Origin of the sequence: Streptomyces sp. NPDC001980, assembly GCF_040296885.1 — a bacterium.
Classification (GTDB): domain Bacteria; phylum Actinomycetota; class Actinomycetes; order Streptomycetales; family Streptomycetaceae; genus Streptomyces.
Genome location: NZ_JBEOYD010000007.1, coordinates 20929 through 36282, shown reverse-complemented (window position 1 = coordinate 36282; position 15354 = coordinate 20929). Strand labels below are relative to the sequence as shown.

The 15354-nt window shown below is 71.5% G+C and carries 8 protein-coding genes and 1 pseudogene; 7 read left to right on the top strand and 2 right to left on the bottom strand.

What is annotated here, in order from left to right; all coding sequences use genetic code 11:
* The first annotated feature begins 36 nt into the window (after positions 1-36).
* The 3 genes from ABT137_RS12635 (at position 37) to ABT137_RS12625 (ending at position 5901) form a co-directional block, all read left to right on the top strand.
* A complete protein-coding gene (locus ABT137_RS12635; protein WP_351706747.1) occupies positions 37-2214 on the top strand; it encodes an ATP-binding protein in 2178 nt (725 codons plus the stop codon).
* Positions 2215-2336: 122 nt separating this feature from the next.
* On the top strand, positions 2337-3905 hold the full coding sequence (locus tag ABT137_RS12630; protein WP_351706744.1) for a PucR family transcriptional regulator: 1569 nt from the start codon (positions 2337-2339) through the stop codon (positions 3903-3905).
* Positions 3906-4452: 547 nt separating this feature from the next.
* The gene (locus ABT137_RS12625) at positions 4453-5901 is read left to right on the top strand and encodes an aldehyde dehydrogenase family protein (RefSeq protein WP_351706741.1); all 1449 of its coding nucleotides are present in this window, start codon (positions 4453-4455) and stop codon (positions 5899-5901) included.
* A 213-nt stretch (positions 5902-6114) separates the two neighbouring features.
* On the opposite strand, the gene ABT137_RS12620 is transcribed toward ABT137_RS12625, so the two are convergent.
* The gene (locus ABT137_RS12620) at positions 6115-9018 is read right to left on the bottom strand and encodes a glycoside hydrolase family 3 C-terminal domain-containing protein (RefSeq protein WP_351706738.1); all 2904 of its coding nucleotides are present in this window, start codon (positions 9016-9018) and stop codon (positions 6115-6117) included.
* A 392-nt stretch (positions 9019-9410) separates the two neighbouring features.
* Here ABT137_RS12620 and ABT137_RS12615 point away from each other — a divergent pair, with 392 nt between their 5' ends.
* From ABT137_RS12615 to ABT137_RS12600, 4 genes are all read left to right on the top strand, one after another.
* Positions 9411-11102 carry an extracellular solute-binding protein gene (locus tag ABT137_RS12615; protein ID WP_351706735.1) on the top strand — a complete coding sequence of 564 codons (1692 nt, stop codon included), beginning with the start codon at positions 9411-9413 and terminating at the stop codon, positions 11100-11102.
* Positions 11103-11130: 28 nt separating this feature from the next.
* Positions 11131-12171, top strand: a complete 1041-nt coding sequence (locus tag ABT137_RS12610; RefSeq protein ID WP_351706732.1) for an ABC transporter permease — start codon at positions 11131-11133, stop codon at positions 12169-12171.
* Positions 12168-13112 (top strand): carbohydrate ABC transporter permease, encoded by a 945-nt coding sequence (locus ABT137_RS12605; RefSeq protein ID WP_351706729.1) that lies wholly within the window; start codon positions 12168-12170, stop codon positions 13110-13112. The genes ABT137_RS12610 and ABT137_RS12605 overlap by 4 nt, the downstream gene beginning before the upstream one ends.
* A 282-nt stretch (positions 13113-13394) precedes the next feature.
* Complete coding sequence (locus tag ABT137_RS12600; protein WP_351707524.1) at positions 13395-13571, top strand: hypothetical protein; 177 nt, start codon at positions 13395-13397, stop codon at positions 13569-13571.
* On the opposite strand, the pseudogene ABT137_RS12595 reads toward ABT137_RS12600, so the two are convergent.
* A pseudogene (locus tag ABT137_RS12595) lies at positions 13568-15196 on the bottom strand (IS200/IS605 family accessory protein TnpB-related protein). The gene ABT137_RS12600 and the pseudogene ABT137_RS12595 sit on opposite strands and share 4 nt — an antisense overlap.
* Positions 15197-15354: the final 158 nt, after the last annotated feature.

Here is a 15354-nt window from a genome sequence, read left to right as displayed (position 1 = left end):
GTGGACGGAAGAACGGCTGGTCAGGGAGCGAGAGCGATGGACAGCGACGGGACGCGGGACACGCGGCGTACGCATGCGAATCCTGTACCGCGTCCGGCGGGGCCACAGGACGCGGACGCGGTGCCGACCGAGGCGCCCGCGATGCCGCCACGGCCCACGGCACCGCCGACGGCGGTCCCGCCGCTGCCGGACGGCTCGGCCTTCCTGACCTGGCTGCGGGCGCCCAGGCCCGAGGCGGCACCGGGGGTGTGGCGGTTCGGGTACCGGCCCCGGGCGGAGCAGGAACCCGAGGAACTGCCCACGCGGCAACTGCTCAGCGGCGCCCTGATCGCCTTCCTGGTGGGGTGGCTGGTCTGGTCCCTGCTGACGCACGGGTACCTGGGGGCGTGGTGGGGGCTGCCGCTCCAGCTGTTCCTCCCCGACTCGTGGCAGGGCGCGAACGCCACGATCCCCCCGACCGCGACCCGTTTCATCTACGAGGGCTACACGTACCTGGTCGCCCTCACCATCATGCTCGTGGTGGGCAGGCTCGGCCGGTGGGGTGAGGTGTGGCGGCGGTTCGTGGCGCCCCGGTTCAGGGCCGCGGCGTCCGCCGGGTCTCGCCAGGAGCCTCCGGCGCCCTCGGAGGACCCCGCCCAGTGGCCCCACCTCCGTGCCGCCGGGGCCGACGCCGCCGCCGACCGGCTCGCCGGTGAGGCGCGCAGCGGGCTGATGCGGGACGTGGACCACGCCCGGATCGCCCGCGCCTGGCAGGGCGTAGGCAGCGGCCGGCACAGCATGGCCACCTTCACCGCCGCCGTGGTCAAGGACGGCGCCGCCGCCTGCCTGCACCCCTCCGGCGAACGCGACCTGCCCGCCCGGCACGCCCGCCACGACCTGGTCACCGGCCAGGTCCGGCTCGGCACCACGGCCGACGACCCCCGCAACCCCTACCGGTACCGGGGCACCGGCCTCGCCCTCGGCCCCGAACTGCTCGGCACCTCGCTGCTCGCCGTCGGCCCGGCCGGCTCCGGCAAGACCGGCAGTCTGGTCCGCCCGCTCGCCGAGTCGCTCTGCCTGCACGCGCTCGCCGGCCGCGCCTCCGTGGTCGTGGTCGGCGCGGCCGGCGCCGGCCTCGGACCCGCCGACGCCTACGACGTGGTCGTCCGCATCGCCCACCCCGAGTCCGTCTACGACCTCGACCTGTACGGCGGCACCTCCGACCCCGACGAGGCCGCCGCCATACTCGCCGAGGCCCTCGCCGGCGACCTCGCCGACCCGCACCCCGGCAGCGACAGCCGCCGCTCCACCACGGTCCTCGCCCAACTGCTCGGGCCGTTCAAGGCGGTCCACGGCCGCTTCCCCTCCGTCCCCGAACTCCGCCAGCTCCTCGACGGCGCCCCCGGCCCGCTCGCCGCGCTCCGCAAGGGGCTGACGGCCACCGGCCACGAGTCGCTGCTGCGCGAACTCGACGCACGGGAACGCCAGATGGGACACCCGGGGGACGTCGGCGCGGTCCTCGCCGACCGCATCGCGCTCCTCGACCGCCCGGCCTTCGCCGGCTTCTTCGACACCTCCGGCCAGTCCCGCCCGTTCTCACTCAAGGCCCTCGACCACCCGGTCCGGGTCCGCATCGACCTGCCCGAACGCGGCCACGCGGACGCCTCCCGCATCCTGGCCCGCCTGGTGCTCGCCCAGTTCACCGCGAGCGTCGCGGTACGGGACGACCGCTCGCTCTTCTCCTGCCTGCTCCTGGACGACGCGACGGGCGTGGTGACGCCGGAGGCGGTCCGCGCCGTCCAGCGGCTGCGCTCGGCCAACGCGGGCGTGGTGCTGACCCTGCGCACCCTGGACGACGTACCCCGCCCGCTCCGCGGCCCCCTGCTCGGCGCCACCGGCTGCCGGATGGCCTTCGCAGGACTCACCCCCTGGGACGGACAGGACTTCGCCGAGGTCTGGGGCAAGGAGTGGACCGAGGCCCGGGACGTCACCGACCGCCAGATCATCGCGGAGACCCCGGCGGGCAAGGCGCTGCACGTCGTACGCCGGGTGATCACCGGCAAGGCGGCCACGGCACGGGCGGTCACCGTCCGGCAGGTCGAGCGCGAGCGCTGGTCGGCGTCGGAACTGGCCCACGGTCTGCCGCCGGGCCACGCCGTCCTCTCCCTGACGACGGTCAAGGGCGAGCACGCGCCCCCGCTGCTGGTGGACCTGCGGGCCGGCGGCCGGGTCTGAACACCGGGGCACACGCGACCGTACAGTGAGGCAGAATCGAGAGAGGCCGTTCATACGGGACGGCCAAAGACCACTGCCCTCGCTCACGACGCTCACGACCCAAGAGAAGATCTGACGGCCTGATGCCACCGACGCTCGCCTCGCTCGTCCACCACTCCGCGCTCAAACTGACCGTGCGCGCGGGCGAGGACCGCCTCGACGTGCCCGTGCGCTGGGCCCATGTCAGCGAACTCGCCGACCCGGTGCCGTACATGGAGGGCGGGGAACTGCTCCTGATCACCGCGCTGAAGCTGGACGCGGAGGATCCGGAGGCGATGCGGAAGTACGTGAAGCGGCTGGTCGGAGCCGGTGTGGTGGGCCTCGGCTTCGCCGTCGGGGTCAATTACGACGAGATCCCCAAGGCCCTGGTCGACGCGGCGGAACACGAAGGCCTGCCGCTCCTCGAGGTGCCGCGCCGCACCCCCTTCCTCGCCATCAGCAAGGCGGTCTCGGCGGCGATCGCGGCCGACCAGTACCGGGCGGTGACGGCGGGCTTCGCCGCCCAGCGCGAACTGACCAGGCAGGCGCTGAGCGCCGGCCCGGAGGGCCTGCTCACCGCGCTCGCGGCGCAGGTGGACGGCTGGGCGGCGCTGTACGACGCGTCCGGCGCGGTCGTCGCGACGGCACCGGAGTGGGCGGGGCGCCGGGCGGCGCGCCTGACGCCGGACGTGGAGCGGCTGAGGGAACGCCCCGCACCGGCGTCCTCGGTGGTCGGCGGCCCCGACAACGAGGACCGGGTGGAACTCCACTCGCTCGGCACCGGCCGCCGCCCGCGAGCGGCCCTGGCGGTCGGCACGGCCTCGGCGCTGGGCACGGCGGAGCGCTACGCCGTCCACTCCGCGATCGCCCTCCTCACCCTCACGACGGAACGCTCCCGCTCGCTGCACGCCGCCGAGCAGCGGGTCGGGGCGGCGGTGCTGCGCATGCTGCTCGCGGGCCAGCCGGACCACGCCCGCGGGGTCGCCGGGGACCTGTACGGCGGGCTGCTCGACGCCCCGTTCCGGATGATCGTCGCCGACGCGGGCGGTGAGCTGCTGGCCGGTCTCACCGAGGCGGTGGAGTCGGCCGCGGCCCGCTCCGGGGAGGCGGTGCTGGTGGTGCCCGAGGGGGAGCGGCTGGTGGTGCTGGCCGCGGACGGGGGTGCGGCGGTGGCGGCGTGCGTGGAGTACGCGGCAGAGCGGGAGGCGGCGCGGGCGGTGCCGGCGGAGCAGGGCGGCGGCGAGGACGACGAACTGGTCATCGGCCTTTCCGCCCCGTCCGGCCCGATCGCCGCGGCGGCCGCCTACAAGCAGGCCGAACAGGCGCTGTCCGTGGCCCGGCGCCGGGGCCGGGTCCTGGTCGAGCACGACCAGCTGGCGTCGGGCTCGGTCCTTCCCCTCCTCGCCGACGACGCGGTGAAGGCGTTCGCCGACGGTCTGCTCAGGGCGCTCTACGAGCACGACGCGACCGGCCGGGGTGACCTGGTCGCCTCCCTCCGGGCCTGGCTCTCCCGGCACGGCCAGTGGGACGCGGCGGCGGCCGACCTCGGCGTCCACCGCCATACGCTGCGCTACCGGATGCGCAGGGTGGAGGAGATCCTGGGCCGCTCCCTGGACGACCCGGACGTACGGATGGAACTGTGGCTGGCCCTGAAGGCGACGTCGGCGGATTAGCCGGGTGCTTGCCCCCCACCCACCCGACTCGCTCAGTCGAGACCGCACCGTCTCGGCATCCGCCGAGGCCCCACAGACCGGCTGCCGTCCGAGGCCCGGTGGGGGCTTGTCGCGCAGTTCCTCCCCCAGCCTTCGGCCGGGGGTACCCCCAGCGCCCCTGGGTTTCTCACCGCGCCCGGCACCAGATCCTGAAGGCCACCTGCACCCCAACCACTCAGCCCGTCCGGCGTCCGGGGACGAGAACCGGCCCGCAGTCCCGCCTTCAGCCCGTCCGGCGTTTGAGGACGAGGCCGTTCAGGGCGATGCGGGGGGTCGGGGGCGGCAGCCCCCGGAGTGGGCGGTCGAAGGGGGGCGCCCCCTGGAGGATGGGAACGGGTAGGGGCGGCGGGGGCGAGGAAAGGCGGACCGCCCCCGGACCGTGCCAATCCGGCGCACCCCCCACCCCCACCACTACACCTCGGACAAACGCACCCCCGCCCCCACCGACCTACCGTGGACCCGAACACCCTGCACACCCACCCCCAACGCGGAAGGGCCGGGACTCGCAATGACCGCCACCCACGCCTTCTGGCTCGCCGGCCGCCAGGCCACCGGCGAGGACACCTTCGACGTCACCAACCCGTGGGACGCCCGTCTCGTCGGCAAGGTCAGCGTGCCCACCGACGCCCAGGTCGAGGAAGCCGTCGCCGCCGCGTACGCCGTACGGGACGAGTTCGCCGCCACCCCGGCCCACATACGCGCCGCCGCCCTCGACCACGTCAGCCGCCGCCTCGCCGAGCGCACCGAGGAGATAGCCCAGCTGATCTCCGCCGAGAACGGCAAGCCGATCAAGTGGGCCCGCGGGGAAGTCGGCCGCGCCGTCTCCGTGTTCCGGTTCGCCGCCGAAGAGGCCCGCCGCTTCAACAGCGGCGAGGCCCAGCGCCTCGACACCGACCTCGGCGGCCAGGGCCGCCTCGCGCTCACCCGCCGCTTCCCGAAGGGCGTCGTCCTCGGCATCGCGCCGTTCAACTTCCCCCTCAACCTGTGCGCCCACAAGATCGCCCCGGCGATCGCGGCCGGCGTGCCGATCATCCTCAAGCCGGCCCCCGCCACCCCCCTCTCCGGCCTGATCATCGGCGACCTGCTCGCCGAGACGTCCGGTCTCCCGGCCGGCTCCTGGTCGATCCTTCCGGTCGCCAACGACAAGATGGCCGCACTCGTCCAGGACGAGCGCCTCCCGGTCATCTCCTTCACCGGTTCCGAGAAGGTCGGCTACTCGATCATGGACTCGGTGCCCCGCAAGCACTGCACCCTGGAGCTCGGCGGCAACGGCGCGGCCGTCGTCCTCGGCGACTACGCGAGCGACGCCGACCTCGACTGGGCCGCGACCCGCATCGCGACCTTCTCCAACTACCAGGGCGGCCAGTCCTGCATCTCGGTGCAGCGGGTCATCGTCGACGCCGCCGTCCACGACCGTCTGCTCCCGCGCATCGTCGCCGCCGTCGAGGCCCAGGTCACCGGTGACCCCGCCGATGACAGGACCGACGTCGGCCCGCTGGTCAGCGAGGCGGCGGCCGAGCGGGTCGAGGCGTGGGTGAAGGAGGCCGTCGAGGACGGCGCCACCCTGGTCACCGGCGGCGACCGCGACGGCGCCAGCTACGCGCCGACCGTCCTCACCGACGTCCCGGCCGAGGCCACGATCTCCTGCGAGGAGGTCTTCGGCCCCGTCCTCACCGTGCAGAAGGTGAACGGCGAGGACGAGGCGTTCGCCGCCGTCAACGCCTCCAAGTACGGCCTCCAGGCGGGCGTGTTCACCCACGACCTGCAGCGCGCCTTCCGCGCCCACCGCGCCCTCGAGGTCGGCGGTGTCGTCATCGGCGATGTCCCCTCCTACCGCGCCGACCAGATGCCGTACGGCGGCGTGAAGCAGTCCGGCGTCGGCCGCGAGGGCGTCAAGTTCGCGATGGACGACTACACGTACGAGCGCGTCCTGGTCCTCACCGGCCTCGCACTCTGATCTGCCACGGACAGACCGGAGAGCGACGGAACGGCCGCAGCCCGCTGTGCGGGGGCTGCGGCCGTTCGCGTACGGGCTGCTCGACCGGGTTGTTAATGGGAACCATTTTCAGGTAATGTCGTCCATGACGCTCGATCGTCGTCCCCTAGAAGGGGCCCGGCACCGATGCCTTCCGGTGCCGGGCCCCTTCTCCGTGCCGGCCGCTCCGGACCCTCAACCGGAGAAGCCGACGTGCGCGAGCCGTAGCGGGCCGCGCAGTCCGAGGCGGAGGTCGTGCACGCCCTCGGCGGCGAGGTGGGCGGTGAGCGAGATGTAGGTGTACGCGTCGGCGGTCGGTTCGTCGAGGGTCAGTACGGCCAGCGGCGGGGCGCCGTCGAGGGACAGTTCCAGGGTGCCCCGGCCCGCCACCCTGGCCGTGACCTCCGTCGTGCCGGTGCCGAAGTCGCAGTTCCGGTAGACGAGTTCGCCCGTGCCGCCGTCCGTCGGGGTGACCGCGTCGCCCGCCGTCCGCGTGCGGTCCACGATCGCGACGCCCGACTGCTCGTCGAAGTCCGCCGGTTCCAGACCGGATCCGGAGGCGACGGCCCGCGGCGCCGCGGGCTCGCCGTCGAGGACCACCGTCGTACGGAGGCGGATGTCCCCGCTGGACGCGCCGGCGAGGAGGTCGTACGGGCCCGGTTCGCGGCGCAGCCCGCCGCGTGCCACGTCCCAGAACTCGAAGGCGGAGAGCGGGACTTCGAAGATCAGACCGCTCCGCTCGCCGGGGCGCAGGGTGAGCCTGCGGTGGGCGAGGAGTTCGCGGCGCGGGCGGACCGCCGACGGATCGACGGCCCGGGTGTAGAGCTGGGCCACCTCGTCCGCCGGCACGTCGCCGGTGTTGGTGACCGTGAAGGAGACGCGGAGCGTGCCGTCCGCCGTCTCGGTCGCCAGGTCCGCGTAGGAGAAGGACGCGTAGGACAGCCCGTGGCCGAACGGGAAGAGCGGGGTTCCCTCGAAGTAGAGGTACGTCTGGCGGGCGCCGAGCACGTCGTAGTCGAGCAGGTCGGGAAGGTCGGCGTCGGAGGCGTACCAGGTCTGCGGGAGGCGGCCCGCGGGGGAGACGTCGCCGGCCAGGACGCGGGCGAGGGCGGTGCCGGCCGCCTGGCCGCCGTGGGCCGTCCAGAGCACGGCCGGCAGCCGGGCCACGTCCACCGCGTACGGGTACGACGACACCAGCGCCAGCACCGTGTCCGGGTTCGCGGTGCGGGCGGCCCGCAGGAGGCGCTCCTGGTGCGGGGGCAGGGCCAGGGTCGTACGGTCCTCGGTCTCGCGGCCGTTGATGTGCGGGTCGTTGCCCGCGACCACCAGGACCGCGTCGGCCGCGGCGGCGGCCCTGGTGACGGCGTCCGTACCGCGTTCGACGATGATCAACTCGAAGATCGAAGCGTTCTCGGCGGCAACCTTCACCCCGTCGGTGGCGACAGAGACGTGGCGATCCGTGCCGAGGTGCCGGAGGAGGTGACCGTTCTCGTGGGGTTCCAGGCGGAACGTCTCCTGGACGACCCAGCCGCCGGGCTGGTCCGCGGCGGCGCGGACGAAGCCGTCCTCGGCGGCGGAGAGGTAGCGGCCGTCCGGGGCGCGGAGGGTGAGGACACCCTCGCCCCAGTCGGCCAGGGCGAACTCGGTGCCGGTGGCGTCGGCGGTCAGCGGCGGCAGGTCCGTGCGGCCCGCGAGCAGCGCCGGGTCCAGGGCGCCGGCCGAGCCGCGCGCCTCATCGGCGGCTTCGGGGGCGGGCGGCACGTGCAGGAAGGTGCCGTCCGCGAGCCGCAGCCGGACCCGGTCCACCCCCTCCGCGAACTCCACGCGCTCCGCGCCGAACCGCTCGTACAGGCCCTCCAGGGGAGTGGAGCGGTGGATCAAAGTGCCGCTGTACCAGTCGAGTTTGCACTCGTCGGCGAGCAGACCGACCACCGCGATCCGGGCGTCGGGCGCGAGCGGCAGCAGGTCGCCGTCGTTCTTGAGGAGCACGACCGCCTGCTCCGCCGCCTCCTGGGCGAGGGCGCGGTGGGCCGGGGTGTCGAACTCGGCGACACCCGGGTGCCGGTCGTCGTGCCGGTCGTCGTGCGGATCGCCGTGCGGAACGTCGCGCCGGTCGTCGTACGGGTCGTCGTGCGGGTCGAACTCGCCGAGACGGAAGCGGACCGAGAGCTGGCGGCGGACCGCCGTGTCGATGTCCTTCTCCGTCAGCAGCCCCTGAGCCAGCGCCCCATTGACCCGGGCGATGATCTGGGAGCTGTCCGTGCCGTGGTCGGTGAAGCTGTCGACGCCCGCGAGGAGGGCGGCCGCCGTGGCCTCCTCGTGCGTGGCGAAGTAGTGCTCGTGGTCGACCAGGTTGCTGGGCGCGCCGGCGTCCGAGCAGACCAGCAGCTCCTCGTCCGTCCAGGTGCGCAACTGCTCGCGCAGGTACGGGGAGACGTGGTTGGGGCGGCCGTTGACCAGGTTGTACGCGGGCATCACCCCGGCCACCGCGCCCGCCTCCACGGTCTCCCTGAAGGCCCGCAGGTCGTACTCGTGCAGCACCCGCGGGCGGACCGAGGAGGACGAAGTGGCCCGGTCCGTCTCGTTGTTGTGGGCCAGCCAGTGCTTCAGGACGGGGGCCGTGCGCCAGTACACCGGGTGGTCGCCGCGCAGACCGCGGGTGTAGGCGGTGGCGATGGCGGAGGTCAGCTTCGGGTCCTCGGAGTAGCCCTCCTCGTTGCGGCCCCACAGCGGGTGGCGCAGCAGGTTCACCGTCGGGGCCCAGACGTTGAGGCCGACGCGGTCGTCGCGGGCGCGCATCGCCCGGACCTCCTTGGACACCGCCTCGCCGACCCGTCGGACGAGGTCGGTGTTCCAGGTCGCGCCCAGGCCCACCGCCTGCGGGAACACCGTCGCCGGGCCCATCCAGGCCACCCCGTGCAGGGCTTCCTGACCGGTGCGGAAGGCGGCGATGCCGAGGCGCTCCACGGCGGGCGCGAACTGGTGCAGGAAGGAGACCTTCTCGTCCAGGGTGAGCCGGGCCAGCAGATCGTCGATGCGCTTCGCGAACGGCAGACGAGGATCGCGGAAAGGCGGCGTGGGCGGCGTTTGAGCGGTCACGTGCGGTTCCCCTTGCGATGGAGCGACGAGGAGCTTTCGAAGCGCTTCGATGCTCATTCGACGCACCGTCGGGTGTCAAGAGACGCTCACCGAAATTTCAAGCAGGACATAAGAAGAGGTCATCCCCACGACGTCGGAGGAATCTTGGGGGCGACCCTTGTGCACCCCCGAGTGTTCACTTAACCTCGCAGCAACATCGAAGCGCTTCGACTAGCCGGTGAGCCACAAGTCGACCAGCCGACAGGCGACTACCGACTAGCCGACCCGCCCCGTCCGCCCCAGGGACGCATCACCGTGGTCGGAGGATCGCTTCGGCTCAGCCAGTTCCACTCAAGACACCGCAGCCGACGGCCACCGCCGGGTGTCCTGGTGCGCCACGAAGGGTTGACGCAATGACGCCGAACGCCGCTTCCGCCCCCTCCGGGCCGAGCCGGAGAAGTTTCCTCGCCTCCACGGCAGTCGCCACCGCAGCGGTGGCGGGCGGGATGCCGCTGCTCGCCGCCTGCGGGGCGTCGGACAGCGGGTCGGGAGGGGGCTCCTCGTCGGGCAAGGGCGCGCAGAAACTGCTGCCGGCCTACGTCGCCAACAACGTGGTGACCCCGGACATCCCGTCGAAGAACGGCTCATCGATCGGCTTCACCGGCAAGCTCGACCTGGCGACCCTGAAGACCTCGGTCCCGAAGAAGCTCGGCAAGGGCGGCAAGGTCACCGTCATGGCGCCGTTCTGGGGCTCCCCGCCCAAGCAGGACAACCCCTACTACAACGCGATGAACGACATGATCGGCGTCGACGTCGAGTGGCAGAACCAGGACGGCAACACCTACGACCAGAAACTGGGCGCGGTCCTCGCCTCCAGCGACGTACCGGACGTCGTCGTCATCCCGAACTGGAACATGGGCGGCAAGATACCCACCGCCATCATCAGCAAGTTCGCGGACCTGGGTCCGTATCTCTCGGGCGACAAGGTCAAGGACTACCCGAACCTCGCGGCCATCCCGACCGACGCCTGGCGGCGCTGCATCTTCGGCGGCAAGCTGCGCGGACTGCCGATGCCGTCCTCGTACGTGACCAACATCGTGCCCTTCTACCGCAAGGACATCTTCGACAAGGAGGGCTACCAGGTCCCGCGCTCGGCGGACGAGTTCCTGTCCCTCGCCAAGGAGATCACCAACGCCAAGGCCAAGCGCTGGGCCTGCATGGACATGAAGTGGACCGCCTGGCAGATGTTCAGCGTGCTCTCCGGCAGCGAGAAGCCGCTCGGCTGGAACCTCGTCGACGGCAAGCTGATCAACCGCATCGAGACCGACGAGTACCTCGAAGCGCTGGAGTGGACCCGCAAACTCTTCGCCGCCGGGGTCGTGCACCCCGACTCCTTGCTGGGCAAGAACGCCCCCGACCCGGGCCCCAAGTTCGCGGCCGGCGAGTTCCTGATCTACCCCAACGACATCAGCCAATGGTGGAGCCGCACCGCCGAACAGGCCACCCAGAACCCGGACTACAGGATCTGGGGCATGGACGTCTACGCCCACGACGGCGGAAGCCCGCAGGTCTGGGCCGAACAGCCGGCCGGCATCTTCGCCTTCGTCAACAAGAAGGCCTCCGAGTCCGTCGTCCACGACGTGCTGGCCGTCGCCAACACCACCGCCGCGCCGTACGGCACCAAGGAGTACATGGCCACCAACTACGGCGTCGAAGGCACCCACTACACCGTCAAGAACGGCGTGCCCACCAAGACCACCCGGGGCAACAACGAGGTCATCAACGCCTATGTCATGATCGCGAGCCCCGCCGCCACCATCGCCCACCCCGACTTCCCCGACGTCGCCAAGGCGCAGGTGGAGTGGCAGCAGCGGATGGGTGGCTTCACCAGGAAGTCCAGCTTCTTCGGCCAGATGATCACCGAGCCGTCCCGCTACACCAACCTCATGGACGACTTCGAGACGCTGGAAGACGACATCACCCGCGGCCGCAAGAAGATCAGCGACATGCAGCAGGCCGTCGCCGAATGGAAGACCAAGGGCGGCGACAAGCTGCGCGACTGGTACCAGAAGCTGCTCGACGACAACGGCTCGTCGGCGAGCTGACCCCGCACCGAGGCAAGGGAGAACGGCCGTGTCCCACAGCACGGTGCCTCGCAGCAGGGCCGAGGCAGACGACGACGGTACGGGGAGGACCCCGGTGGCGTCCGGCGGCGCCACCGGAACCGGGAAGCAGGCGAAGACCGGGAAGCTGAGCCTGCGCCTCAGATTCAGACGCGACCGCGCGCTGATCCTGATGACGCTGCCCGCGGTTCTGCTGCTCCTGGTCTTCAACTACCTGCCGATCCTCGGCAACATCGTCGCCTTCCAGGACTACGACCCGTACGTCAGCGACAACGGCATCGTCTCCATGCTGCACAGCGCATGGGTGGGCATCGAGAACTTCCAGCAGATCTTCGCCGACTCCGCCTTCTGGAACGCGGTGAAGAACACCCTGGTGCTGTTCTTCCTGCAGCTCGTGCTGTTCTTCCCGATCCCGATCGCCCTCGCGCTGCTCATCAACAGCGTGGTCCGGCCGCGGGTCCGGGCGATCGCCCAGGCGGTCCTGTACCTCCCGCACTTCTTCTCCTGGGTGCTGGTCATCTCCGTCTTCCAGCAGATCTTCGGCGGGGCGGGCCTGTTGTCGCAGCTGCTGCGGCAGCACGGCTACGACGGTCTCGACATCATGACCGACCCGTCGACCTTCAAGTTCCTGGTCACCGCGGAGAGCGTCTGGAAGGACGCGGGCTGGGGGATCATCGTCTTCCTGGCGGCGCTGGCATCCGTGAGCCCGGACCTCTACGAGGCCGCCGCGATGGACGGCGCGGGCCGCTGGCGCCGCATCTGGCACGTCACGCTACCCGCCCTGCGCCCGGTCATCGCACTCCTGCTGGTCCTGCGGGTCGGCGACGCGCTGACCGTCGGCTTCGAACAGATCCTCCTCCAGCGCGATGCCGTCGGGCCGGGCGCCTCGGAGGTCCTCGACACCTTCGTCTGGTGGAACGGCGTCCGGAACCAGGACTTCGGCTACGCGGCCGCCGCCGGCCTCATCAAGGGCGTGATCAGCCTCGGACTGGTCCTCGCCGCCAACAAGGTGGCCCATCTCATGGGCGAGCAGGGGGTGTACAAGAAGTGACCGCCGTCGTCGACAAACCTCCCGTACGGGAACGGCCGCCGTCCCGGTGGGCCGCGCCGCCCCGCCCGGTCTGGGAGGAGGAACCGAGCAGGGCCGGCGTCGCCGGCAAGGGCCTGGTCCTGACCCTGGCCTGCCTCGCCATCCTCTTCCCGCTCTGGATCGTGGTCGTCACCAGCCTGTCCTCCCGGAAGACCATCGACGAGGCGGGCGGCCTGGTGATGATCCCCAAGGGCATCACCTTCGTCGCCTACCGGGAGCTGCTGAGCGGCGGTCAGGTCACCCGGGCCACCATCATCTCCGTCCTGATCACCGTCGTCGGCACGCTGTTCTCGATGACCGTGTCGGTCCTGTGTGCCTACGGCCTCTCGCGCATCGGCTCGCTCGGCCACCGCTGGTTCCTGATGCTGCTGCTGGCGACGATGTTCTTCAGCGCCGGCCTGATCCCGACCTACCTCCTGGTCCAGTCCCTGGGCCTCACCGACAGCTATCTCGCCCTGATCCTCCCGAGCGCGGTGAGCGTCTTCAACATCCTTGTCCTGCGCGGGTTCTTCATGGGCATCTCGCAGGAACTGACCGACAGCGCGCGCATCGACGGCGCCGGCGACTTCCGGATCCTGTGGCAGATCGTCATGCCGCTGTCCAGGGCGGTGCTGGCCGTGATCACCCTGTTCTACGCGGTCGGGTACTGGAGCGCCTGGTTCAACGCGTCCCTGTACCTCAACGACCAGGACAAGATGCCGCTGCAGAACGTCATGATCCAACTGGTGCAGAAGCAGCAGGCCCCGGTGGGACTGGCCCAGTCCATCAAGACGGGCGAGCTGTCGGGGCTCGCGGTGCAGATGGCGGTGATGGTGATGGCGTTGCTGCCGGTGGCGGTGCTTTCGCCGTTCGTCCAGAAGCACTTCAAGAAAGGCATGTTGACCGGGGCCGTGAAGGGGTGACGGTCGCCCTCTGAAGGGGGTGGCGGGCGAGCGTCGGCGGCTGCGGGTGCATGGGGGTTGCTCGCGCAGTTCCTCCCCCAGCCTTCGGCCGGGGGTACCCCCGGCGCCCCTTACGGGGCGCTGCCCAGCCGCCCCTCTCCAGCCACCCAGCTGCGGGCAGGCGTGCCGCAGGGCGGCACGGGTGGGCGCAGCGGCACCCCGCAAGCGCGGGCGAGCGAAACCCCCCGCCCCCCACCCCCGCCCCGGACCACCCACCCAACCCACGCCCACCGAAGGTTCCCCATGCCAACCCTGCGCCGCAGAACCGTCCTCGCCGGCACCGCAGCAACCGCCGCCCTCACCGCCCTCCCCCTCCCCACCGCCCACGCGGCCGAGCCCCAGCCGCAGGCGTACCGCTGGCGCAACGCGGTGATCGGCGGCACCGGATTCGTCACCGGCGTCCTCTTCCACCGTTTCTAGAGACTGAGCGGGAGTGAGTCCTGTTGCCAGAACCCATGCTCAGCCGTGTGCCCCGAACGGTGTTGGGCACACTGGTCCCCCGCTTTCGCTCCTCGTCCGGCGCGCACGGATCGTGTCCGTGGTCCGGGGACGTGGGGGCGGGGTTCCTCACGCACCGGGGCCGCCGAGCCGGCCTGGACGGTCCGATGCCCCGCACGATCGCTCTGGTCGTGTGGGGGCGGTGCCGTCCGTCGCCTGATCGGGTGCCCCAGGGCGCGCCTGCCGATTGCCACGGCGGCAACGTCGTGGCGGGTGGTCTCCCTGCTCTTGGTGGTGAGGGGTTTCCGCCAGTGCTGGGCGCCCCACTTGGAGGTGTAGGCCGGGTCCACGGCGACGAGGGGGATGTCGAGTTCGGCTGCCATGCTGACCAGCCGGGCGCGCAGCTTGGCCACGGGAATGCCGGAGATGAGCTTGCGGAAGCGCTTACGGCGGCCGTGCTTCTCGCGGGTCTTCTCCGTGGTGAAGTCGAGGTCTTCGATAGCGATCGCGAGGCTGCGGCGACTGGCCCAGTGCAGCAGACGGATCAGGGCGTGGCGGACCTGGGCGTCGCGGTGCTGGGCCGTGCCGGACAGGTCGTAGCCGAAGCGGAGCGGTTCGCCGACAGGGTTGCCGTGCTCGTCGAGCCGCCAGGCGGCCAGGTGGTCGGCGTTGGTGTCCACACCGACCAGGCCCAGCGCACGCGCCGTGGCCAGCGGCACGGTCTTGACCGGCGGGATCGTCCACGATGCGGTCAGGTGCCAGCGGCCCCGCACAGTGTCTTCATGAATGCGGTAGGCGACGGCCCGGTTGGCACCGACGCGGTCGCGCCACTCATCGCCCCGGTGCGCGAAGGCCACCTTCGCGGTGAGGACATACCGGCCGTGCGGCGCGTTCGCCAGGTGCGCCAGCGGCGTGGGGAGTTTGAGGGACACCTCGCCGTCGTCGGTGACGCGGATGGTCTCGTTGCCAAACCGCTTCCCGGACTCGCCGTCCGCTTGGAGGAACCGGCGCTCGGCCTGCCACCGCTGTCGCCACTGCGGCTCGGTGAGCTGTGCTGCCTACAGGTTGTGCCGGGTATTCAGCAGCCGTTTCCCGCCGCGCACCACGTGCACGATTCCTACCTCACGGTCGGACCGTGCCCCATCGAGCCGGTCTTCGAGCACATGCAGTCGGCGGGACGTGGCGAACCACTCCTGCTGGCTGCGGTAGCCGCCTGGCGCCTGCCTGGTGCCCTTCTCACCCACGGGCCGGGACAGCCGGTGTCTGATCGTTTCGATCCCGGCCTGAAGGCTCTGGATGTGCGCCCGCTGGCCGCGCCGGGCGAGCGCCCACTGATCATGGGTGGCCTTCGTGATCGACCCGGCCCAGCGCGACGAGGACTGTTGTGTGAGGGTGCGCTTGCGCTCGGCCCACTGTTCACTGTCGTGGGCCGACCCGGCCGCACACCGGGCCTTCAGGTCACCGGAGGCCAGCGTACCGAGCAGATCGCCGACCAGGCGAAGTACCTTCTCGTCCTCGACGCTGAGGTGCTTGAGCCGGTCACGGACCGCGACCCCCGACGGGCCCGGCACCACGAACGATGCTGCCAGCTCCCGCACCTCACCCACCCTTTCATCTCCCGCACAACACAAGCTGAAGTGCCCACCACCGGACTAAACGACCACCGCCCGCAAAGGTCACGCATTCGACGTAGGAACCTTCGTTCCTACGCCCAGGCATTGGCACCCGCCGTGGCCTGGACACTCACTCACACACGCCGGAACGC

What these genes read in the sequence shown, in the direction of transcription:
- ABT137_RS12635 (WP_351706747.1), top strand. Translation starts at nt 37, where the DNA reads ATGGACAGCGACGGGACGCGGGACACGCGGCGTACGCATGCGAATCCT.
- ABT137_RS12630 (WP_351706744.1), top strand. Translation starts at nt 2,337, where the DNA reads ATGCCACCGACGCTCGCCTCGCTCGTCCACCACTCCGCGCTCAAACTG.
- ABT137_RS12625 (WP_351706741.1), top strand. Translation starts at nt 4,453, where the DNA reads ATGACCGCCACCCACGCCTTCTGGCTCGCCGGCCGCCAGGCCACCGGC.
- ABT137_RS12615 (WP_351706735.1), top strand. Translation starts at nt 9,411, where the DNA reads ATGACGCCGAACGCCGCTTCCGCCCCCTCCGGGCCGAGCCGGAGAAGT.
- ABT137_RS12600 (WP_351707524.1), top strand. Translation starts at nt 13,395, where the DNA reads ATGCCAACCCTGCGCCGCAGAACCGTCCTCGCCGGCACCGCAGCAACC.